The sequence below is a fragment of the Tepidibacillus decaturensis genome, assembly GCF_001561915.1.
Taxonomy (GTDB): Bacteria; Bacillota; Bacilli; order Tepidibacillales; family Tepidibacillaceae; genus Tepidibacillus_B; species Tepidibacillus_B infernus.
Genome location: NZ_LSKU01000001.1, coordinates 1,434,533 through 1,456,463, shown reverse-complemented (window position 1 = coordinate 1,456,463; position 21,931 = coordinate 1,434,533). Strand labels below are relative to the sequence as shown.

Annotated in this window: 24 protein-coding genes and 1 pseudogene; 19 read left to right on the top strand and 6 right to left on the bottom strand. The window is 35.3% G+C overall.

Annotated features, from left to right (window positions below):
- Positions 1–538, top strand: a 538-nt coding sequence (locus U473_RS07030; protein WP_456119705.1) for a DinB/UmuC family translesion DNA polymerase, incomplete at its 5' end; no start/stop codon positions are given.
- Positions 535–861 (top strand): YolD-like family protein, encoded by a 327-nt coding sequence (locus tag U473_RS07025; RefSeq protein ID WP_068724767.1) that lies wholly within the window; start codon positions 535–537, stop codon positions 859–861. The genes U473_RS07030 and U473_RS07025, both read left to right, overlap by 4 nt.
- A 32-nt stretch (positions 862–893) precedes the next feature.
- On the opposite strand, the gene U473_RS07020 is transcribed toward U473_RS07025, so the two are convergent.
- Positions 894–1,319 (bottom strand): DUF1885 family protein, encoded by a 426-nt coding sequence (locus tag U473_RS07020; RefSeq protein ID WP_068724765.1) that lies wholly within the window; start codon positions 1,317–1,319, stop codon positions 894–896.
- A 213-nt stretch (positions 1,320–1,532) separates the two neighbouring features.
- Here U473_RS07020 and U473_RS07015 point away from each other — a divergent pair, with 213 nt between their 5' ends.
- The 3 genes from U473_RS07015 to U473_RS14560 all read left to right on the top strand — a co-directional run bounded on the left by U473_RS07015 (position 1,533) and on the right by U473_RS14560 (position 3,113).
- Positions 1,533–1,961, top strand: a complete 429-nt coding sequence (locus tag U473_RS07015; protein WP_068724763.1) for a hypothetical protein — start codon at positions 1,533–1,535, stop codon at positions 1,959–1,961.
- 40 nt (positions 1,962–2,001) lie between these two features.
- On the top strand, positions 2,002–2,874 hold the full coding sequence (locus tag U473_RS07010) for an alpha/beta hydrolase (RefSeq protein WP_068724761.1): 873 nt from the start codon (positions 2,002–2,004) through the stop codon (positions 2,872–2,874).
- A gap of 119 nt (positions 2,875–2,993) precedes the next feature.
- Entirely contained in the window at positions 2,994–3,113 is a 120-nt protein-coding gene (locus U473_RS14560; protein ID WP_153012017.1) for a GapA-binding peptide SR1P, read from the top strand.
- Between the two features lie 73 nt (positions 3,114–3,186).
- Here U473_RS14560 and U473_RS07005 read toward each other — a convergent pair whose 3' ends face one another.
- Complete coding sequence (locus U473_RS07005) at positions 3,187–4,665, bottom strand: aminotransferase class I/II-fold pyridoxal phosphate-dependent enzyme (protein ID WP_068724759.1); 1,479 nt, start codon at positions 4,663–4,665, stop codon at positions 3,187–3,189.
- 171 nt (positions 4,666–4,836) lie between these two features.
- On the opposite strand from U473_RS07005, the gene U473_RS07000 reads away from it, so the two are divergent.
- Entirely contained in the window at positions 4,837–5,853 is a 1,017-nt protein-coding gene (locus U473_RS07000) for an NAD(P)H-dependent flavin oxidoreductase (RefSeq protein ID WP_082732582.1), read from the top strand.
- Between the two features lie 54 nt (positions 5,854–5,907).
- On the opposite strand, the gene U473_RS06995 is transcribed toward U473_RS07000, so the two are convergent.
- The gene (locus U473_RS06995) at positions 5,908–6,537 is read right to left on the bottom strand and encodes a YktB family protein (RefSeq protein ID WP_068724755.1); all 630 of its coding nucleotides are present in this window, start codon (positions 6,535–6,537) and stop codon (positions 5,908–5,910) included.
- Between the two features lie 194 nt (positions 6,538–6,731).
- On the opposite strand from U473_RS06995, the gene U473_RS06990 reads away from it, so the two are divergent.
- The 7 genes from U473_RS06990 (at position 6,732) to U473_RS06960 (ending at position 13,876) form a co-directional block, all read left to right on the top strand.
- On the top strand, positions 6,732–8,228 hold the full coding sequence (locus U473_RS06990; protein ID WP_068724753.1) for a leucyl aminopeptidase: 1,497 nt from the start codon (positions 6,732–6,734) through the stop codon (positions 8,226–8,228).
- A gap of 70 nt (positions 8,229–8,298) precedes the next feature.
- Entirely contained in the window at positions 8,299–9,207 is a 909-nt protein-coding gene (locus U473_RS06985) for an NAD(P)-dependent oxidoreductase (protein WP_068724752.1), read from the top strand.
- A gap of 107 nt (positions 9,208–9,314) precedes the next feature.
- On the top strand, positions 9,315–11,153 hold the full coding sequence (gene typA, locus U473_RS06980) for a translational GTPase TypA (protein WP_068724751.1): 1,839 nt from the start codon (positions 9,315–9,317) through the stop codon (positions 11,151–11,153).
- Positions 11,154–11,165: 12 nt separating this feature from the next.
- Positions 11,166–12,005 (top strand): deoxyribonuclease IV, encoded by an 840-nt coding sequence (locus U473_RS06975; RefSeq protein WP_068724749.1) that lies wholly within the window; start codon positions 11,166–11,168, stop codon positions 12,003–12,005.
- A gap of 12 nt (positions 12,006–12,017) precedes the next feature.
- A complete protein-coding gene (locus U473_RS06970; RefSeq protein WP_068724747.1) occupies positions 12,018–12,290 on the top strand; it encodes a hypothetical protein in 273 nt (90 codons plus the stop codon).
- A 154-nt stretch (positions 12,291–12,444) separates the two neighbouring features.
- A complete protein-coding gene (locus U473_RS06965; protein ID WP_068724744.1) occupies positions 12,445–13,431 on the top strand; it encodes an LCP family protein in 987 nt (328 codons plus the stop codon).
- Complete coding sequence (locus U473_RS06960) at positions 13,424–13,876, top strand: pyridoxamine 5'-phosphate oxidase family protein (RefSeq protein ID WP_068724743.1); 453 nt, start codon at positions 13,424–13,426, stop codon at positions 13,874–13,876. Before U473_RS06965 ends, U473_RS06960 begins: the two co-directional genes overlap by 8 nt.
- Positions 13,877–13,908: 32 nt before the next feature.
- Here U473_RS06960 and U473_RS06955 read toward each other — a convergent pair whose 3' ends face one another.
- Positions 13,909–14,508 carry a YhcN/YlaJ family sporulation lipoprotein gene (locus tag U473_RS06955; RefSeq protein ID WP_082732416.1) on the bottom strand — a complete coding sequence of 200 codons (600 nt, stop codon included), beginning with the start codon at positions 14,506–14,508 and terminating at the stop codon, positions 13,909–13,911.
- A 183-nt stretch (positions 14,509–14,691) separates the two neighbouring features.
- On the opposite strand from U473_RS06955, the gene U473_RS06950 reads away from it, so the two are divergent.
- The 4 genes and pseudogenes from U473_RS06950 to U473_RS06930 all read left to right on the top strand — a co-directional run bounded on the left by U473_RS06950 (position 14,692) and on the right by U473_RS06930 (position 19,486).
- Positions 14,692–16,023 carry a PhoH family protein gene (locus U473_RS06950; protein WP_068724742.1) on the top strand — a complete coding sequence of 444 codons (1,332 nt, stop codon included), beginning with the start codon at positions 14,692–14,694 and terminating at the stop codon, positions 16,021–16,023.
- A gap of 188 nt (positions 16,024–16,211) precedes the next feature.
- The gene (locus U473_RS06945; RefSeq protein ID WP_068724740.1) at positions 16,212–16,829 is read left to right on the top strand and encodes an MBL fold metallo-hydrolase; all 618 of its coding nucleotides are present in this window, start codon (positions 16,212–16,214) and stop codon (positions 16,827–16,829) included.
- Positions 16,822–18,002, top strand: a pseudogene (locus tag U473_RS06940) (CapA family protein). Before U473_RS06945 ends, U473_RS06940 begins: the two are co-directional and overlap by 8 nt.
- 302 nt (positions 18,003–18,304) lie before the next feature.
- Positions 18,305–19,486 (top strand): class I SAM-dependent methyltransferase, encoded by a 1,182-nt coding sequence (locus U473_RS06930; protein ID WP_068724734.1) that lies wholly within the window; start codon positions 18,305–18,307, stop codon positions 19,484–19,486.
- A 214-nt stretch (positions 19,487–19,700) separates the two neighbouring features.
- Here U473_RS06930 and U473_RS15495 read toward each other — a convergent pair whose 3' ends face one another.
- Together U473_RS15495 and U473_RS06925 are read right to left on the bottom strand one after the other, a co-directional pair.
- The gene (locus U473_RS15495; protein WP_321164155.1) at positions 19,701–19,955 is read right to left on the bottom strand and encodes a methanogen output domain 1-containing protein; all 255 of its coding nucleotides are present in this window, start codon (positions 19,953–19,955) and stop codon (positions 19,701–19,703) included.
- Positions 19,886–20,413 carry a helix-turn-helix transcriptional regulator gene (locus tag U473_RS06925; protein WP_321164154.1) on the bottom strand — a complete coding sequence of 176 codons (528 nt, stop codon included), beginning with the start codon at positions 20,411–20,413 and terminating at the stop codon, positions 19,886–19,888. Before U473_RS06925 ends, U473_RS15495 begins: the two co-directional genes overlap by 70 nt.
- Positions 20,414–20,725: 312 nt before the next feature.
- Here U473_RS06925 and U473_RS06920 point away from each other — a divergent pair, with 312 nt between their 5' ends.
- Together U473_RS06920 and U473_RS06915 are read left to right on the top strand one after the other, a co-directional pair.
- A complete protein-coding gene (locus U473_RS06920) occupies positions 20,726–21,085 on the top strand; it encodes a Spx/MgsR family RNA polymerase-binding regulatory protein (RefSeq protein WP_068724731.1) in 360 nt (119 codons plus the stop codon).
- A 181-nt stretch (positions 21,086–21,266) separates the two neighbouring features.
- Positions 21,267–21,890: an RsfA family transcriptional regulator gene (locus U473_RS06915; RefSeq protein WP_068724729.1), complete on the top strand. Its 624-nt coding sequence runs from the start codon at positions 21,267–21,269 to the stop codon at positions 21,888–21,890.
- Positions 21,891–21,931 lie beyond the last annotated feature (41 nt).

Genomic DNA, 21,931 nt, shown 5'->3' with positions numbered 1-21,931 from the left:
CCATGGTATTGACTACTCACCAGTAAAAAATGATTCTACAGAATTGCAAAAAGGGGTAGGTAATAGCATTACTTTACCACGAGATTATATCTATAAAGAGGATATACAGGTCGTTTTGTTGGAATTAGCAGATGAAGTATGCAGGCGGGTAAGAGCTCTTCATAAAAGAGGTAGGACGATTAGTCTTTCACTTCGAGGAGCAGATTTTAATCATCCTACAGGATTTCATCGCCAAACTACCATTCCTTTTGCAACCAGTGATACCATAGAAGTTTATCAAGCTAGTTTACAGTTGCTTGAACATTTTTGGGATCGGCAACCAGTAAGAAGTATAGGGCTAAGTCTGGATCAACTAGAGGATGATCGGGAAATTCAGCTTGATTTATTTAGTCATCCTATTAAGAAGTTACAATTAGGGAAAACAATGGATGAGATTCGCGAACGTTATGGAAAAACAGCGATTTTTCGAGCTTCTTCTTTATTGTCTTCAGGCTTATTATTTGATCGAGCTACAAAAATAGGAGGGCATGAAGCATGAATAGAGGAAATTTATTATGGACAGGTAGCCGTATGATGCTAACAGAACATCGACAATTGTTGAATAAAAGGTTGAGAGATATCAACAAAAAACAAAAGCCACTATTGGATGAGCAACAAAAGGAACAAATGGTGCAAATCATTTCTGAAGCGATGGTGAATGATCTAGAAGTCATCATTACTTTGTTTGATCCCTATCATGAAAAAAGGCTCACCGGAAAGGTATTAGGGATTGATCCTTTGTTACGAAGATTACAATTGGGAGATGAACAGGAGTATTCATGGATCAAATTGGAGGACATGATAGATATAGCTCTAAAATAAAAGAGTGTTCGAATTGAACACTCTTACTACCACTATTTACGAGGGTTATAATAAAGAACACGGCCATTAAATAGATGTAATTCAGCTTTTAACTTCTTAGCAAGGTATTTGGAAAACTCATTTCCTTTTGCCTGATCCCCAGGGGTACGATAGTCTTCATCAGGTAATACAACTTGGATAAACTGGGTGGTATGACCATCTACTTCCTCAGATCCAACACCGATAATGAGATAATTATAGAGCTCATCTTTTGCTTTTAAGTAAAGGTATTTCGTATCCCCTTCAGCTTTTTCTTGGATGGTGTATGGAAAAGCAGATTCATGATACTCCCAATCCAATTGTTCAGCTAATTTTCCAGTATTTTCAATGTACTTATTTAATAATTCCTTAACTTGATCTATTGTGATCTCTTGCTGTACTGAACCATTGACTAGTTTAACATACGCACTTTTTCCCAACTTTAGTCCACTCCCAATTCCATATTTAACATACTAGTTATATTTTAGCATTAGGGCATAGGGTTGACAATAAAATAGCCAAAAAAAAGAAAAATTGATGTAGGATAAAAAAATAAACTGCTACATATTATTGGTGAAGAAAATTTGTTAAGGTTATAAGAATATGGTAAAATAAAAAAAGCAGACAATTAAAAATGTTTTGGAGGAAATCACATGGGAAAGGCTGATCTGCTAGAAACGGTGAGATGTGAGTTAGGCCTTATTTTGCAAGATGCTAAGAGTAAAAATGAATGTTATGATAGGGTAATTCAAGTTTTAAAGGCTTATATTCCTCATTACAAAACAATTTTGATGTACCTAACTGATGAAACCTCTTTTCAATACTATAAACATGAAGGCAATGTTGAAGGAATGAACTTAGAAGCGATTCCTTTTGGAGAAGGAATGTTAAGTAATGTTGCAGCCCGTGGCGAAATCTCCTGTGAATTTGAACCATCGGGACAATTAATCTTTATTCCTTTTTACCATGGACATCATCTTGTAGGAGAACTATTAATTAAAACAACTCAATATGTAGACCAAGAGGAAATCTGCTTTATTAAATATATACAAAAAATATTAAATCAAGTCCCTATTGTATAAGGGACTTTTTTGCATAAGTAAATGGACGGGGGAATCAAGCATGGATACATTGCAAACGTACTTGGTTAACGATGCCAAAGCCATTTTATTAGTGGTTCATGGTTCAGGCGAACATATTGGTAGATATCGGCATGTGGCAGTCTGGTTAAATAAACATCATATTTCTATGGTAGGTGGGGATCTTCCTGGTTTGGGACGATCTAAAGAAAAACGTGGACATATTCAGGATTTTGCTAATTATTTACATAAAATAGATCAATGGTTTCAATATATTAAAAAAAATTGGCCTGAAAAACCAACCTTTTTATTAGGCCATAGTATGGGCGGACTCATTGTATTAAGGTATTTAGAAGAGTTAAAGGATAGCCAAGCACTTAAAGGAGTGATCGTAACATCTCCTGCGGTGAGCATTAGTATAGAAGTACCAAAGTGGCAACGTATCCTTGCCGAGAATTTAGTAAAGGTATGGCCAACAATGAGATTAAATAGTGGCATTACAGCAAGTCAAGTGAGTCGTGATCCAAAGGTGGTTAAAGCATATGCAGAAGATCCACTCGTTTATAATAAAGTAAGTATTGCTTGGTTTCTTGCATTTCAAAAAGCAATTGAACTCGTTTGGGAAAAAAAGGATCAAATCTCTCGTTCAGGGATTCCTTTACTTTATTTGCAAGCGGGAGAGGATCAATTAGTCGATCCACAAAAAGCTAAAGAATTTGTGGAGGGTTTTTCTAAAGAACAAGTCCAATTTCACCTGATTGATGGTCTTTATCATGAAATCTTGAATGAACCAGAAAAAGAGATCTATCTTCAATTGATTACAGACTGGATGTCAAAAAATAGAGTAAGCTATATTTTCATTAAATTGCTCTATGGGACAATTTTAAAACCCATAGGGCTTTTTATGTCCTACTAATTAGATGATATAGACAATTAAAATAATTTATTAGTTCAATTGACATAAAAAGTATAACATATTAAAATAATAATAACATAATATTAAAGCGGTTACACCAAAAGGATGGGGGTAAGAAAATGGGTACATTAGTATGTAAAGAATGTGACCAAATCATTGCACCAATTCAGTCAGAGAAATCAGAAGTATTATTTGGAATTTGCGAAGATTGTAGTTCTCACAAGCATGATAAGGAATAAAATTAAAAACATGAAAAAGGCCTATGAATTTTAGATCATAGGCTTCATTTTTGCTTTTTTTATCTTTGCTATTTTAATAGATAGGAATCGCTTTTCTTGCTTTAATGACCTTTAAGGTTCCGATCGTTTCATCTTCAGGTCCTTGAACAGGTAATCCTGCAGCAAGGTTATATTTAATATAATCTATATTATCTTGGGTAATGATTTCACCAGGTAAGAGAATAGGAATACCAGGAGGATAAACCATAACGAATTCAGCAATGACATGACCTACCGAATCATCTAGTAAGACGACATCTGTATCAGAATAAAATGCGTCTCTAGGAGAGAGTGCAAGTGATGGAATTTTTGGTAAACGAACCTCTACATGATTTTGTTTACCCAGATGAATATGTTCTTTTGATAATCGTTGAAGTGCCGTAATCAATAGATCTACGTCCTGATAAGTATCTCCAGGAGTAATTAAACATAGAATATTATATAAATCGCTTAATTCAACCTCGATATTATATTCCTTTCTTAACCACTTTTCTACTTCATAGCCTGTTACACCAAGGTCTTTTACACTGATCAATAACTTCGTTGGGTCATAATCATAAGTTGCGTCAGTCCCCAATATATCATCGCCAGGGCTATATAGTCCAGGTATTTCATTCACGCTTCTTCTTGCGTATTGGGATAGTTCAATTGCTTGTTCTAAAAACATACGCCCATTGATTGCAAGATTTCTCCGAGCCGCATCTAAGGAAGCTAAAAGAATATAAGAAGTAGAGGTGGTGGTAAGCATACTCATGACAGATTGGACATGATGAGGATTAACCAACCCTTCCTTTACATTCAAAATAGAACTTTGAGTTAAAGAGCCACCTAATTTATGAACACTAGTAGCCGCCATATCAGCCCCTGCTTGCATTGCTGATAAGGGAAGTTGATCATGAAAGTGAATATGTACTCCATGGGCTTCATCAACAAGAACAGCGATTTCATATTCATGGACAATTCGCACAATTTCTTCCAAGTTACCAGCTACTCCAAAGTAGGTAGGATTGATCACTAGTACTGCTTTTGCATCTGGATGTTGTTCTAAGGCTTTTTTAACAGATTTAGGAGTTATCCCATGGGCAATACCTACTTTAGGATCCATTTCAGGATGAATAAATATGGGTGTTGCACCTGCAAAAATAATAGCGGAAAGAATCGATTTATGAACGTTTCTTGGTACAATGATTTTATCGCTAGGGCCTACAACTGACATAATCATTGCCATAATAGCCCCACTTGTACCTTGAACAGAAAAGAATGTATAATCAGCACCAAAAGCTTCAGCAGCAAGCTCTTGAGCCTCTTTAATAATGCCATGAGGATGATGTAAATCATCAAGAGGTGCAATATTGATTAAGTCAATGGATAAAGCATTGGTACCTATAAATTCTTTGAATTTTTCGTCCATTCCTTGCCCTTTTTTATGTCCGGGTATGTGAAATTGTATGGGATTCTTTTTGGCATGCTCTAACAATGCACTAAACAAGGGTGTATTTTCTTGACGATTCAACCCTTATCACCCTTTCCTCATTATATTTTTTCCACATTATCATAATCATTAAACAAACAAATAGAGTATAACATGATTATTTTGAGTTGCAATAGGCAAAAATATGATTTTTTTCATTCAAGAAAAAAATATTTGAAGGATTTCGTACATAATAGTAGAAAATAAATGGATATGTATCATTTACTTATTTGTGAAAGCGCTATCATTACTATTTTTAGGAGGTTAGAAATGAAGACAAGAATTACTGAGTTATTAGAAATCGATTATCCCATTATTCAGGGAGGATTGGCTTATCTCGCAGATGCTAACTTGGCTTCGGCCGTGTCAAATGCGGGAGGACTTGGGCAAATTACAGCAGTTACCTTACCTACCCCAGAACATTTGCGTGAAGAAATCAAAAAGGTAAAGATGCTTACATCTAAGCCATTTGCTGTTAATTTTGCGATAAGTTTATATGGTGATAAATGGAAAGATTATCTAGAAGTTGCAATTGCAGAGCAAGTTCCAGTAATCACGATTACAGGAGGGAATCCACTGCCTGTATTGGAAAGACTAAAAGGTTTACCGATCAAGAAGATCTCTTTGGTATCCACTGTAAAACAAGCAATGAAAGCTGAAGCATTAGGAATGGATGCCATCATGGCAGTTGGACAAGAAGGAGGCGGCCATATTGGTAAAGATGATTTAGGTACTTTTGTTCTCATTCCAAAAGTTGTAGACGCAGTGAAAATTCCAGTTATCGCAAGTGGAGGAATTGGTGATGGCCGAGGGATGATGGCTGCTTTCGCTTTAGGGGCAGAAGGAATAGAAATGGGAACTCGTTTTATTGCAACAAAAGAGTGTGTATTGGCACATGAAAATTATAAGAAAACATTGGTAGAAAAAACAGAGATGGATACGATTGTGGTTAAAAGAACACTTGGCGCTCCAGCTAGGGCAATCCTTAATCCAACAACGGAAAAGGTTCTTGAACTAGAACACCAAGGGGCTGCATTTGAACAATTGCAACCATTGATTGGTGGTGAAAATAATAAGGTGGCTATTTATCAAGGGGATATGGAAAGAGGTTTTGCATGGGCTGGACAGGTGATGGGGCTTATCCGAGACGTTCCAACCGTACAGGAACTCTTCCACCGAATTGTTGGAGAAGCAGAAGAAATCAGTGAAAAGTGGAAGAGTATCTTTTAAAGAGAAATGTATATTGCAACGACCTCCATCGTACATGCCTTTCTATGATTAAGACTAAGCCTTTGTCGCTAGTTGATAAAGTGGCATTAAGGTTTCAAAGGTATTTTCAATTTTTTGAAAGAGTTGTTCTTTATTTATTAAAATTGGATCATTACGATCAATAGTAATGCCACATAAAAGCTCAGCTTTTTTAACCTTTTTCAACTTCTCTGCCATTTGGAATAGTTCTTCCTTAGTCAGGTCTTTATGAGGAAGAACTTCTGGTTTTGTATGATCCATCGACCAAGCAAACTCAGAGGGAATAGAAGAAAAAATTTCTGTTAAATGGTTTACAAGATTTTCTCCAAACTCTTTCTTGTACGGAGCTTCATAGATTAAAGCAAACCAGATAAATAGATGTGTAGACCAAAGGCCAACTTGAAAATGAGGGAAGGCTTTGTATCCCCGTTTGCTTGGAGCAAACGCAACCCAGGTATCATTTGGAGGATTTTTAGTTCTTCTTGCGTGTTTGGCTACATGATAAAACATTTCTTGGCCTGTTAATACACTTAAGTAAGGAGCCATTTCCTGACCAATTAATTCAAGCTTCGGGCGGATATATTGCTTAATTCCTTCCATTCGCGGCTCTAATCCATCTATTTGAAATACATCAAAATCTAGATTTGAAAATCCAACAAAATTCATAGCATACTCTCCTTTCAATTATAATAAATATACCATATACTTCCTATTCATTCAAAAAATCAGGTGCAATTGAAGTATTTTCTAACGTTTGCTAAATCATTGTGACAATTATATGAAAGAAAACGTTTTAAATGGATATCTAAAATTGATATAATAGAAAATGGGAGTAAGAAACCAATGTGGAGGTGCCTTTCATGCAATTTAAAGTGAGTACAGAATCAATCATAACATTAGCTTCAGATTGTATCATTTTGACGCACACCGAAGATAAGGACATGTTATTAGGTTTAGCACAACAAGTAGATGAGCAAATGGATCATCGAATCTCTCAATTAATTGCAGAAAAAGAGATTAAAGGAACCTATGGAGAAGTCACTTTATTGCATACTTGGGGGAAAATACCGGCAAAAAGAGTACTTGTTTTAGGGCTTGGTAAAGAAGAAAAACTAACGATTGATCGAGCAAGAAATGCTTATGCTATCGCAGCAAGAAAAGCCCAATCGATCGGTGTAAGAGAATTAGCTGTAGTCGTAAGTCAAAAATATAAAGCGATATGGAATCCAGTTGATTTAGGGCAAGCAGTTGTTGAAGCGATTCAGTTAGGTACCTATACGTTTAATTACAAAACAAAAGAAAAACCACAACAAAAAATAGAACGAATCCTTGTCACTGTTGATGGGATATCTGTAAAAGCAGTAGAAGCTGGGGTAGAACGAGGAATTATTTTTGCAGAATCTCAAAATTTAGCAAGAGATTTAGGCAATACTCCAGCGAATAAAATGACACCTTCACTATTAGCTGATAAAGCAAAAGAGGTAGCAAAAAAGCATCGTTTAGAAATTAATATTTTAGATAAAAAACAAATTCAAGAATTAAATATGGGTGCATTTTTAGCCGTTTCTAAAGGAAGCGATGAAGAACCGAAATTGATTGTGATGAAATATTTTGGAGCACCAGAATATAAGGATGTTATTGGATTTGTAGGAAAAGGAATTACCTTTGATTCTGGTGGTATTCAAATTAAACCTGATAAAGATATGGATGAAATGAAAGGGGATATGGCTGGAGCAGCAGCAGTACTTGGGGCTATGAATGCCATCGGTAGTTTGGAGCCGCATGCTAATATAATTGCAGTTATTCCATCTTGTGAAAACATGGTTTCTGGTCATGCGATTCATCCTGGGGACATTGTAGAAACCTTTTCTGGAAAAACAGTTGAGATTAAACATACAGATGCGGAAGGCCGTTTAATTTTAGCTGATGCAATTTCCTATGCTAAACACTTAGGGGTTACTAAAATTGTAGATGTGGCCACATTAACGGGATCAGTCATCTCTGCATTAGGCCATCATATGACTGGAATATTCTCAAATGACCCTGATTGGGCAAAAGAAGTAAAAACTGCTGCAAATCTATCTGGTGAAAAGGTATGGGAGCTTCCAATTGATGATGATTATGAAGAATTAGTTGAAAGTGAAATTGCTGATTTAAAAAATGATGCTGGTTTTGGTGCAGGAGCGATTCAGGGTGCAATGTTTTTAAAGGCATTTGCAGGGGATACACCTTGGGCTCATTTAGATATAGCAGGAACTTCTTGGTTATCTGAAACAAAAGGGGTAAATATCAAAGGGGCAACTGGGGCGATGACTAGAAGCTTAATTGCTTTAGCCATTCGCTTTGGTGGTAATTAAAAAAGAGCAAGAATTGGTATAATATTAATATAGAGTAAAGTGTAAAGACGGTCTATGTTAGGCCGTCTTTATCGCGTACCAAAAGGAGGTTAATCCATTGAAAGTTGGATTTATTGGAATAGGAACCATGGGATTTCCTATGACAAAAAATTTATTAAAAGCTAATTTTGAGGTGTGGGTTTTTAATAGGAGTAAGGAATCGGTCAAAAAGGTGGTAGAATTAGGTGCAAAAGAAGCAAGTTCAGTAAAAGAATTAGTTCAACAGGTCGATGTCGTTTTAACCGCGCTTCCGATGCCTGATACGATTGAATATGTATATTTAGAAACAGGTGGAATCCTTGATACCGCAAAACCTGGAACTATCGTTATTGATCATAGTACCGTGGGGCCTGATTTAAATGAAAAGATCTATAAAGAAGCCAAAAAACAAGGAGTGGATTATTTGGATGCTCCGATAAGTGGTGGTCCAATGGGAGCAGAGGCTGGGACACTAACCATCATGGTCGGTGGAGATAAAGAGGTCTTTGATAAAGTTCAACCTATTTTTAAAGCGATGGGAAAAACCATTCTTTATGTAGGGAAAACGGGAAGTGGAAGTATTGCAAAATTAATCAATAATATGTTGGTTGGGATCCATACTGCGGCGCTTACAGAGGCATTTGTATTAGGAGCAAAAACAGGAATGGAAAGTGACGCATTATATGAAATCATAAAAAACAGTACAGGGTATAGCTATATGATTGATCGCTGTTTACCATTGATCCAGAACCGTGATTTCAAACCAAGATTTAGCATTGATTTACTATATAAAGATTTAGGTTTGGTCAATAAATTAGCAGATCAAATTCTCGTTCCTGTGAGATTATCTAAAATGGCTCAAGATGCGATTGGTGAAGCAAAAGAACAAAGTTATGGCAATGAAGATATTTCGGCTGTTATTAAAGTTTTTGAAAAAAGGGCACACACTGAAGTAAAGTAAGTTGTTAAAAAGACTCATAAATGATAAAATAAAGTATTAGTTTAGACGCCTAAATGGGCGTCTTTATCTTTGTTTGTAAAAAACCTTAACTAAAGGAGAAACATTTGATGAAACGAGACGATATTCGAAATATAGCGATTATTGCCCATGTTGATCATGGAAAAACAACACTAGTGGATAAATTATTAACTCAATCAGGAATCTTTAGAGAAAACGAACAGGTTGGGGAGCGGATGATGGATTCTAATGACCTTGAACGAGAACGTGGAATTACAATTCTTGCTAAAAATACTGCAGTTCAATATAAAGAACATATCATCAATATCATCGACACCCCTGGTCATGCGGACTTTGGTGGAGAAGTCGAACGAATTATGAAAATGGTAAATGGAGTTTTATTAGTTGTTGATGCATTTGAAGGAAGTATGCCGCAAACCAAGTTTGTTCTTCGTAAAGCCTTAGAAGCTGGTCTAACGCCAATTGTTGTTGTAAATAAGATTGATCGTGAAAATGCTCGTCCTGTAGAAGTAGTTGATGAGATATTAGAGTTATTTATTGAACTTGGAGCAAATGATGAACAGATTGAGTTTCCAGTCATCTATGCTTCTGCACTCAAAGGAGTTAGTGGAACAGAACCAAACCAACTAACAGAGGATATGAAACCTTTATTTGATGCAATCATCGAGCATATTCCAGCACCAGAAGTTGATTATGATGCACCATTACAAATGCAAGTCACTTTATTGGATTATAGTGAATATCTGGGTCGGATCGGGATTGGTCGAATCGAACGAGGTATCCTTAGAAAAAACCAAACTGTTGCTGTCATGAAACGAGAAGGATCAATGAAGCAAGCAAGAATAGCCAAGTTATATGGCTTTGTAGGCTTGAAAAAAGTAGAAATAGAAGAAGCAAAAGCGGGAGATATTGTTGCAATTGCAGGAATTGAAGGGATTAACGTAGGGGAAACCATTGCTGATCCTGAACAACCAGAAGCATTACCTTTATTGCATATTGATGAGCCTACCTTACAAATGACATTCGTCGTCAATAATAGTCCATTTGCAGGAAAAGAAGGGAAATATGTCACATCTAGAAAATTAAGGGAGCGATTATTTGCGGAATTAGAAAAAGATGTTAGTTTACGCGTAGATGAAACAGATAGCCCTGATGCTTTTATCGTATCAGGCCGTGGTGAGCTACATTTATCTATTCTGATTGAAAACATGAGACGAGAAGGCTATGAGCTTCAAGTGTCAAAGCCTGAGGTCATTGTTAAATTCATCAATGGCAAAAAAATGGAACCATTTGAAAACTTAATCATTGATATACCTGAGGAGCATATGGGGGCAGTCATGGAAAGCTTAGGGCCAAGAAAGGCAGAAATGCTCAATATGACTCATTTAGGCTTTAACCAAATTAGACTTGAATTCTTGATACCGTCAAGAGGACTAATTGGCTATCGTACTGAATTTTTAACATTAACTAGAGGGTACGGAATTTTGAATCATTCTTTTGATTCTTATCAGCCATTGGTTCATCAAGAAGTCGGAGGTAGACGGGAGGGTGTTCTCGTTTCTTCAGAAACAGGAATAGCAACAACTTATGGTATACTATCAGTAGAAGATCGTGGAGTTCTGTTTGTCACGCCTGGAACGGAGATCTATGAGGGAATGATTGTTGGCGAGCATAATCGTGAGAATGATATTATTGTCAATGTATGTAAAGAAAAGCATATGACAAACGTCAGATCTTCAACAAAAGAGGAAACGGTGAAAATGAAAGCAGCTAGAGTGTTAAGTTTAGAACAAGCATTAGAATATCTAGATGATGATGAATATTGTGAAATCACACCTAAATCTATACGATTACGTAAAAAATATCTAAATAAATCAGAGCGTGATAAGCACGCAAAACAGAAAAAAATGGAACATCAGAATGCATAAAGAGGTGAAAAAATGCAACTTGGTTGTCATATCAGTGTTTCCAAAGGACTAGAAAAGGCAGCCCAAAAGGCACATGAATTGGGTGCAGAAACATTTCAAGTTTTTACAAAAAATCCGAGAGGACTAAAACCTAAAAAGGTGGATATGAAGGATGCTTTAAACGGGGTAGAATTTTGTAAAGAACATGGAATAACCGTTATCTGTCATACTCCATATATTACAAATTTGTCCACGCCTAAAGAGGATTTACAAGAAGTCACCATTCGTTCGATTGTTGAAGACTTGAATATCGCTGAGGCTTATGGTGCAATTGGAGCAGTTGTACATTGTGGAAAACATGTTGGGGAAGGAGAAGAATATGGAATCAAACGAATGATTGAAACCTTAGATTTGATTCTAGAGCAATATGATGGTCCTGTAAAACTGTTACTAGAAAATACTGCCGGCCAAGGTTCAGAATTGGGATTAGCACCTGAAACGTTAATGGAGATACGTAATAATACAAAATATCCTGAAAAAATAGAATTTTGCTTTGATACCTGTCATGCTTTTGCTGCAGGGCAATGGAATGAAGAACAATTTGATGACTTTATTAAACGGGCAGAGGAAGCTGGTTATTTAGAACATATTAAAGTGATTCACTTCAATGACAGTAAAGTGCCTTTTAATAGTAGGAAAGACCGTCACGAAAAAATAGGTCAAGGAGAAATAGGGGCAAAAGCATTGCAAAAATTTTTGCAATGTGAAAAACTAGAACATATTCCTTTTATTTTAGAAACACCAGTGACAGAGGAAGAAGAATACAAAGATGAAATCGTTTATCTTCACCAACTTCGTGAAGATATGAAGTAATGGAGGATGGAAATGGATCTGAGAGATGCAATTTTTAATTGGATTCAAATCACTGTTGTTCATAAAGCAAGACCTGAAGATCATGCGGCGAAAGACACTTCAGAATTTTTTAAACAAATTCTAATAGAGGATCATAAAATTGAGGAAATTCGTTATGAAAGAGATCCTTTCTTTTATACGATTACTTATAGGATTGAAGGGAAAGAAGATAAAATTACATTTGGGACAGGTTTGGTAGATAAATTACTAGAGGATATCGAAAATGAACCAAAGTATAATTTGTGACCAATTATTCTATATCAGTTCGTTCTTTCTCCATCATTTTTAGTCTTTTTTCTTTAATTCGTGCATAACATGAATCGCAGAGCTACAAAGCTTGTCTATTTCTTTTTTTACCATATTTAAAAACTATCCTCGTGAAAATAGGGGAGTTGAGAAAATGAAACATCATAAATGGGTGAAGGTACTCATCATTTTTGTGACGATTATTGGCTTGGGCTTGGGCTCGATTATTGGATATGCTTCATGGAAAATCAATCAATTTTTTGAAAAAACATCGGAAACTGCTGAAAAACCAAACATCAATAATATGAAACAGGACTCTGAGCAAGACAAACCAACAGAGAAACCATTTGCTATTTTATTACTAGGTGAGGATTACAGACCGGAAACACATAGTTTGAATACAGATGCAATTATTGTAAGTGTCTGGAATCCGGTAACCAAGAAAGTATATTTGTTATCCATACCAAGAGATACCAAAGTCAAAATTCCGGATTATGCCTATGCAAAAGTAAATAGCACGTTTGCAAAGGGTGGTCCAATTTTAGCCATGGAGACGTTATCTGACCTTTTAGATATTCCGATTCAATATTATGCCACAGTCGATTTTAAAGGTTTTGAAGCGGTTATTGACGAACTTGGTGGAATTGAAATTGATGTAGACCGAAATATGGTTTATCGTTCTTTAGCCGATGGTACCGATATCAATCTAAAAAAAGGTTTGCAGGTTCTTAATGGTAAGCAAGCTTTAGATTATGCTCGTTTTCGTAAATCTTCGGTGGGGAAATCTTCTGATGATTTTGAGCGAAATCAAAGACACCAAAAAATTTTAAAGGCCTTAGCCGATAAAATGAGCTCATTTAAAGGAATTACAAATGTATTTGATATTCTTGATGTTGCAGGAGATCATATTAAAACAAACCTAACCCCTGATGAAATGAAAAAGCTAGTTTGGGATTTTAAAGGTGCAAATAAAGATTCAATTCAGACGATTGAAATGAACTCTTATTGGAAAACTCCATATGTTTACATTGATGATCAAGAGTTGGCAAAAGTTCAGAAAAAATTAAAAAATGCATATACTATAACTAAGACCGTAGAAACTGAACTTTCACAGCCGCAAAAGGAGGATTTTGATGAGTAAAGGTGGATGTGAGCAATTACCGGAAAGTTTATATCAATACATGCAAGAACAGCAATTGGTGCTTTTAACAACATTGATGGATCAAGGCAAGCCTTTTGTTAATGCTATATCATGGACTTACGCCAAAACTCCAACTACAATACGCTTTGCAGTTGATCAACGTTCCCAGATTGTGACGAACATTAAACAAAATCCTGATATTGCGATGACTATTTTTCATCAAGAAACGATTTATACCATTTCCGGGCAAGCGAATATATTGAAGGATGAGATTGAAGGGATCCCATTTAAGCTTGCACTTATTGAGGTGTTGGTACAAAGTGTCCATGAAGTAATGTACTATGGTTCCAAAATTTCCGTCCAACCCCAAACAGAAAAGACTTATAATCCTGAAGCAGCTAAGAAATTAGATCTTCAGGTGTTGGATGCATTAAAAAATGCCTAGTTTAACTAGGCATTTTTTGCATTTTATTCAAATCATTTACTGTTGATATAAACTTTTTCTGGGTTCTTTTGGATTTTTGGTTTGATTTTGTTCTTCTTGGTTTTGCTTCGTCGGTGGTTGTTCTTTTTTTGAACACCACGTGGTACCTGAGGAATAATCCTTCCTACAATGTCTGATAATTCCTCTGCAAAACCTTTAATGGGGCGTCCACGCTTTATATCTTCATTGATTTCTCGAAGCCGTTGCATAATATCTGGATCTGAGGTAACTAATGCATTAGCCCCTTGAGGATCTTCTTTAAGTGCTTCAGCAACAGAATATTTAATGGTACCAACACGAGAACGATCAAGGGTTGCGTCCACATCAATACCTACGATCGCATACTTTCCAAAGACGACAGCAGTGGCATCATTCACTTGTGGGACTCGAATCGCAATACTGGCCAAACGGTGTGCCGTAGCCTCTGGACTTTGGTTCCTCTTTGGTTCAGGTATGGTTTGAGGTACCCTTTGTGTTTGTTTAATTTTTTTCGTTGGGGGTGAAGCTTCATTTGCAGGTGGTTTATTGGTTGCTTGGCAACCAAGTGATATCGTCAATAAGGAAATGATGAGATACAAAAATAGTTTACGCATCGAATCATCCTTTCATCATCCATTGGGATCATTGTTTTTTCTTAGTGTACCCATTCAGTATAATTCGATGTATTAGATTTTCTGTTCGCATTCAAGATTCATATTACTTGCATACAATATAAATAAGAAGTTTTACATCAGCAAAAGGGAAAATGGTATAAAAAAAGTTTAGGAGGGGACATATTGGAGAAGATTTATGTCTTGGATACCAATGTTCTTTTGCAGGACCCAAGGGCCATTTTTGCTTTTCAAGATAATGATGTGATCATACCGGCCGTTGTTTTAGAAGAGATTGACTCGAAAAAAAGATTTATGGATGAAGTAGGGAGAAATGCCAGACAAGTTTCACGGCTATTAGATCAGCTAAGAATTCAGGGAAAGTTACACTCGGGGGTTAAGCTAAGAAATAGCGGAACATTGAGAGTAGAATTAAATCATAAGTCTTTTCAAAAACTACAGCATTCATTTCTAGAAATGACAAATGATAATCGTATCCTAGCTGTAGCGATGAATTTACAAATGGAGGAAAAAGAAAAGGAGAATGGAAAACCAGTTATTTTAGTCAGCAAAGATGCTCTAGTTCGTGTCAAAGCTGACGTATTAGGCATTCATGCTGAAGATTATTTATCTGACCGAGTTGTTTCAGATACAGATATTTATCCGGGTTATTTTGAACTCAAGGTTCATCCTTCAATGATCGATGATTTTTATACCAAAAAATGTTTATCACTACAAGATTTAAATCTTCATCCTGATCAGGTTTTTGCTAATGAATTTTATATTTTAAAAGATGAATTTGGTTCAAGCAAATCAGCTGTGACTAAAATAAATTACGATCATCAGCGGATCGAACCACTTCGATATAATGATTCTGTTTGGGGAATTACACCAAGGAATGTACAACAGAAAATGGCGTTAGAACTGTTGATGGATGATCAAATTTCTTTAGTTACGATGACTGGAAAAGCAGGGACAGGAAAAACATTACTATCTTTAGCCGCAGGGTTGTTAAAGGTAGAAGATGAACAGATTTATAATAAACTTCTTGTTGCAAGACCCATTGTACCAATGGGAAAGGATTTAGGTTATCTACCCGGTGAAAAGGAGGAAAAATTGCGTCCTTGGATGCAACCAATTTATGACAATTTAGAATATCTGTTTAATGCGAAAAAAGCAGGAGAATTAGACAAAATATTAGCAGGAATCGGAAGCATTCAAGTTGAAGCATTGACCTATATACGGGGGAGAAGTATTCCTAATCAATTTATTATTATTGATGAAGCACAAAATCTGACTAAACATGAAGTAAAAACGATCATTTCTCGTGTTGGTGAAGGAAGTAAGATTGTATTGATGGGGGATCCTGATCAAATTGACCATCCATACCTAGATGCAACAAATAATGGTTTAACTTATGTAGTAGAAAAGTTTAAACAAGAACAAATCAGTGGACACGTAAAATTGCAAAAAGGAGAACGATCTAAGCTTGCTCAACTTGCAGCCGACTTATTATGACAAGATAACCCACAAAAGTGACGCCATACTTCGAAGCATATTCCGATTACTTTTGTAGGGCCTCATTATAATATAATGAAAAGAAAGTTATACTTTCTTTAATGTTAAAATAGAACCGGATGAATTTCCGGTTCTTGTTTTGTTTTATTTGAACTCATAAAATAGATATTGAAAAAGGGGGACATAACATGCAGATCGAAAGATTTATATTAGGAGATTTTCAAATGAATAGTTATCTGCTTATTGAAGGGAAAGATGCAATTTTAATTGATGTTGGGTTTGATCCATTTTCTATCGAAAAATTTATTAAAGAAAAAGAATTAACCCTAAAAGCCATTTTACTTACCCATGCCCATTTAGACCATATTGGTGGTTTAGAACAGATAAGAGAAAGATTTAAAGTTCCAGTCTATCTTCATCAAGAAGAAAAGGAATGGTTATCTAGACCACAATTAAATGGGTCGGAAATATTTCCTTTTTTTGGCGAAGTAAAATGTAAACCAGCTGATGTTCTTCTTTGCGATCTAGATTCCTTAGAAATTGAATCTTTTTTTATTGAAGTGATTCATACCCCTGGACATACTCCAGGTGGAATCTCTTATTATTTGAAACCATTTCTGTTTAGTGGAGATACATTATTCAAACAATCAATTGGGCGTACGGACTTAAATGGAGGAAATTATGACCAATTACTTAAATCTATTCATGAAAAGCTCTTCACTCTTCCTGATGAAACCGTCGTATATCCTGGACATGGAGAAAAAACAACCATTGGATTTGAAAAAGAGATGAATCCATATGTTTAGCAAATCAACTGGTTATATAATGATATTATTCACCTTGATTGCAATTCTTTTCATTAGTCTATTTTTTAAAGAATTAAACGGGAATGAACAAGTTTTTCATTCAGAACAGAAAGACCAATTTTTTGAGGAAGTGACGATACCAAATTTACCTGAACCAAGTCCCGATGTTACTGAATTTGTTCAAATGAGGATCATGGTCGTTGGTGATGTGTTGATGCATATCCCTTTGACCAAGGCGGGTTATAATCGCCAAACTGATCAATACCAATTTGAATCTTTTTTTCAACAAGTGAAACCTATTTTTGCAAAAGCGGATTTTGTTATTGGTAATTTAGAAACACCATTGGCAGGAAAGGAAAAAGGGTTTAGCGGTTATCCACGTTTTAATGCTCCCAAGGAAATTGCCCTTGCTTTAAAAAATGCGGGTGTAAATGTATTAACTACGGCAAATAACCATTCATTCGACCAAGGGGAGCAGGGGCTTATAAAAACATTGGACCATTTAGATGAATATCAAATTTTACATACTGGAAGTTTTCGCACTCAAAGTGAAAGAGATATCCCTCTTATATTAGAAAAAGATGGTTTTAAAATTGGACTTATCGCTTATACTTATGGACTTAATGGATTTATAAAGCCAAAGGATAAACCCTACTTGGTGAATACGTTAGATTTGGAGGCAGTTGCATCTGACGTGAAACGATTAAAAGAAAATCATGTCGATTATATATTAGCCATGATCCATTATGGGACCGAATATCAAAGAGTACCAAATGATCTACAAAAAAATGGACAGAAGACTTAATGGCTAATGGTGTTGATTTTGTTTTGGGTAGTCATCCACACGTCGTACAACCACTACAGGTTATAAAAGGTGATAATAGGCAATCAGATAGAGGTGTCGTCTATTCATTAGGCAATTTTTTAAGTAATCAACAAGGTGATTGGAAAGATTATGGAATTATTCTAGATTTACTACTTGAGAAAAATCGATCTAATCAAAAGATTACGCTAAAAGAGATAAATGCTATTCCTACTTATGTGAAAAATGTATGGGAAAAGGGAAAGAAAATCGTAGAGATTATCCCTATAGTGCAAGGAAATAAAAATATACAAAAACAGATCGTCAATCGTGGAAATGAATTAGTTCAGCATGTGATGATAGATCAATAAGAACTTCTAAAGACAAAAAAATAACCTCCAATTACGGAGGTTATAATGGGGGAGGTTAAAAAATCTGTTACACTTTTAGAACCGAATCCATAGATCAGCTTTTTGGGGGACATGGTTGGGTGTAAACCAATCATTAGCTGAACTTCATGGGTGATTTTTCAATTCACTAAGTAATAAGGGTGGTTCTGTTAATATAATATGATAGTATAAACACTATGTCAATAGTATAAAACAAAATTTTCCTTGATAAAAATTTTGGACGAAGTTATAGTATCAACAGAATGAAAAAAGGGGTTAACAACATGAAAGAAGCAAATGAAACTCAATTATCAAAAGAAATCATCAAGATGATAAACGATTCACCTGAAAAACGTATAACGTTTTATGACTTTATGAAAATGGCTCTATATGCACCTGAGTTAGGTTACTATACGAAGGATCGCAAAAAAATAGGGAAGAGTGCTGATTTTTATACCAGTTCATCTGTAGGGCCTATATTTGGCCAAACCATCGCGAATAGCTTTGTTGAACTTTTACAATATGCTTCAGAAAAGGAAACATTTTTTATTTTAGAAATGGGTGGGGGAGATGGCCGTTTTGCGAGAGATGTATTAAATGCAATGTTTGAGAAATACCCTAAGATATACCAATCCCTAACCTATTTTATGCTTGAAGCAAGTCCATATCACCAAGACTTACAACGTGAACACTTAGAAAGGCACCTCAATCATGTGAAATGGATTGATCAATTACAGGATCTTCCTCAACCGTTTATAGGAATTATTTTTTCAAATGAGCTGGTAGATTCTTTTCCAGTACATAAAGTAAAAAAAGTAAACGGGAAATTCAAAGAGATTTTTGTGACCTGGAATGAGGAAAGGGAAAGCTATGAAGAGATCACTGCAGAGCTTAGCCATCCTTCCTTAGAAGATTATTTCATTCAGCAAAAAGTTACGCTGAAGGAAGGACAAGTCGCTGAAATTAATTTAGATGCGATCGATTGGATGAAACATGTAGCGCAACGATTAACAAGAGGTTATGTTATCACGATCGATTATGGTTATCCTGCAGATGAATTATATGCAAGTCATCGGCATGAGGGTACATTGATGTGCTATTATCAGCATACTGCTAATGATAATCCTTACCAACTAATCGGAGAACAAGATATCACCACACATGTGAATTTTACTGCACTCATGGAGGAAGGAAAACGTTGGGGTCTTGAACCTGTCTGGTTTTCTACGCAAAGTCATTTTTTAATGAATAGTGGTATTTTAGAAATGCTTCAAGAAATAGGATTGGATCAAATGAAAAATAAAGACCTTTTTCAAGATGAAGCCATTAAAATGAACCGCGCGATTCGCCAATTAATTATGCCAGGTGAAATGGGGGAAACTTTTAAGGTGCTTGTTCAACAAAAAAATATGGGGTCATATCAGTACCGTTTCATGACAAGCGCGTTAAAACAATATGGACTATAAAAAAATAGTACTTTATATCGAGCTCTGTTGCTCATACCTTTCTATGAATAAAGAATAATGTGAGAAAGGTACTATTTCGTCTTTCTTAGATTAAAATGATCAGGTAAGAAATACACTCCTGAAAGTCGCTTGCTTTTGCCACACACACTCTCTATTGGATAGGGACAAGAAAATTTAAGAAACCTCTTCCTAGGTGGAAGAGGCTTTTCATTTATTATTGAACTGGTAATTTAACCATTGTATATTGACATGCATCGGAGCCATTCGTAATGGATGTTTCTTGAACGAGGTCAATGTCTCCTAAATAGGTTTCAAAGATTCCTTCAAGAAGATGATGATGCATTTGACAGATATTATGATTTTTTACTGCATCAAGTGTTTCATGGAAAATACAGTTATTTACTCGGAATCGAATGGTATGTTGGTCAATGATTTCGATATTCGGTTGTAGACCTTGAGCAATGACCAATCGTTCAATACTTTCAATTTTTTTTCAATTGGTAAGTACCTCGAGTTTTCGATACTATCTTTCATCATGGCCTGTCTTGCTGCTTCTCTGCCAAAGTTTCTTCCCATTTCTACTAAAGCTTTCTTACCTTCTTCACCAAATGACAAAAGGGTCTCTATGGCTATCTTGGCAAGGAGTTTATAATCTCTCGGAGGGAACTGGAGACTTACAACTTCGTCAGATAATGTGTATACTCTACTTGGTCTTCCTCCACGACCAGTTTTTTCGGTGATTGATTTAAGTAAATTGACATCTTCTAATTTACTCAGATGAAGTCTAGCTACATTGGGATGAATACCAAATTTATCAGCGATTTCTTGTACATTTACGGCTCGGCCCATGGAAGAGACGTATTGGTAAATTGCAAATCGTGTGGGATCAGCCAAAACACTTGTTAATTTCAATGTATCATTTTCCATGCCTTTAAAGCCCCTTTCTCACTTAATCATAATAATTATATTATATTAACGTTTTATAGTAAATAAATTCCTTGAAATAGACATATTTACTGTAAAGATTATCCTTTTAGAGTAGAAAATTTTGTTAAAAAATAATTAATTACTATTGACATAGTGTTTAATTAAATAATATAATTAAGATGCAAAAAGAAAATGTCAAATTTAAAGTGTTGGAAACTTTTTTTAGATACATACGTTTATTATTTATTAAAAAACATTTTACACATCGTGTTCAACAATATGTAAAAAAATTACAAAAAGGAGAGATGGAGTATGCAAAATAAATTAGTGTTTTTCACATACCCTAGTTGTACATCTTGCAGAAAAACAAAGGCTTGGTTATCTGAAAAAGGAGTAAGTTATGAAGAGCGTCACCTTTTCAAAAATCCACCAACTGTTGATGAGCTTTTAGAAATTGTAAAGAAAACAAATAATGGATTAGAGGAAATTCTATCTACACGTAGCCAAATGTTCAAAAATTTGGATGTGGATATTGAGGAATTAAAATTAAGTCAATTATTAGATCTTTTATCCAAAGAACCACGCTTGTTAAAAAGGCCTATTTTAACAGATGGTGAAAATATTGTAATCGGCTATGATAAACCAGCTCTTGAACAGCATTTTGCTTCATAAACTATTAATATATACCATATCAGTTTACCTAAACCACGAAATTTCGTGGTTTTTTCATTTATTGCTGTATCCTCCTGTTTAAAAAATTAAAAGATTGGATATAAAAAGTAATAGTTTTTTATTCTATAAAAACTATTAAATTCATAAAAATATAATACTTACGATTTACGGGGGGATCTATATGGTCGCAACTAGACAAGATGCTTGGACTGAAGATGATGATTTACTATTAGCAGAGGTTATATTGAGGCACATTCGTGAAGGTAGCACTCAATTGAAAGCTTTTGAAGAAGTAGGGCAAAAGCTTAATAGAACTTCTGCAGCTTGTGGATTTAGATGGAATAGCTTAATTCGTAAAAAATATGAAGCAGCTATTCAAATCGCAAAATCCCAAAGACAAAAAAGAAACTATCAAAAGGTTGAAAAGAATTTTGATAGTGAGTTTAGTGAAGTATTATCTGCGCCAGAAGAAATGAAAGAGGTAACTGAAGAAAATCTTACCTATGACAGCATCATACGATTCTTAAAAAAGCAGAAGACATTATCCCAAGACAGAGGCAAACTATATAAGAACTTGGAAAAAGAATTAGAAGAAAAAGAAAAAGAATTGGTGAAGTTACGAAAAGAAAATGAAGAAATGAGAAGCCAACTAAAGGACATCCAGGTGGTAAATGAAGATTATAAAGCCCTTATTCAAATTATGGATCGGGCTAGAAAAATGGCCTTCTTATCTGACCAAGAGCATGAAACAAAACCTGTTTTTAAGATGGACCTTAATGGCAACTTAGAACGAATAGACAAATAGAAGAATGACTGTTGAGTTTCTCAACAGTCATTCTTTTTAGT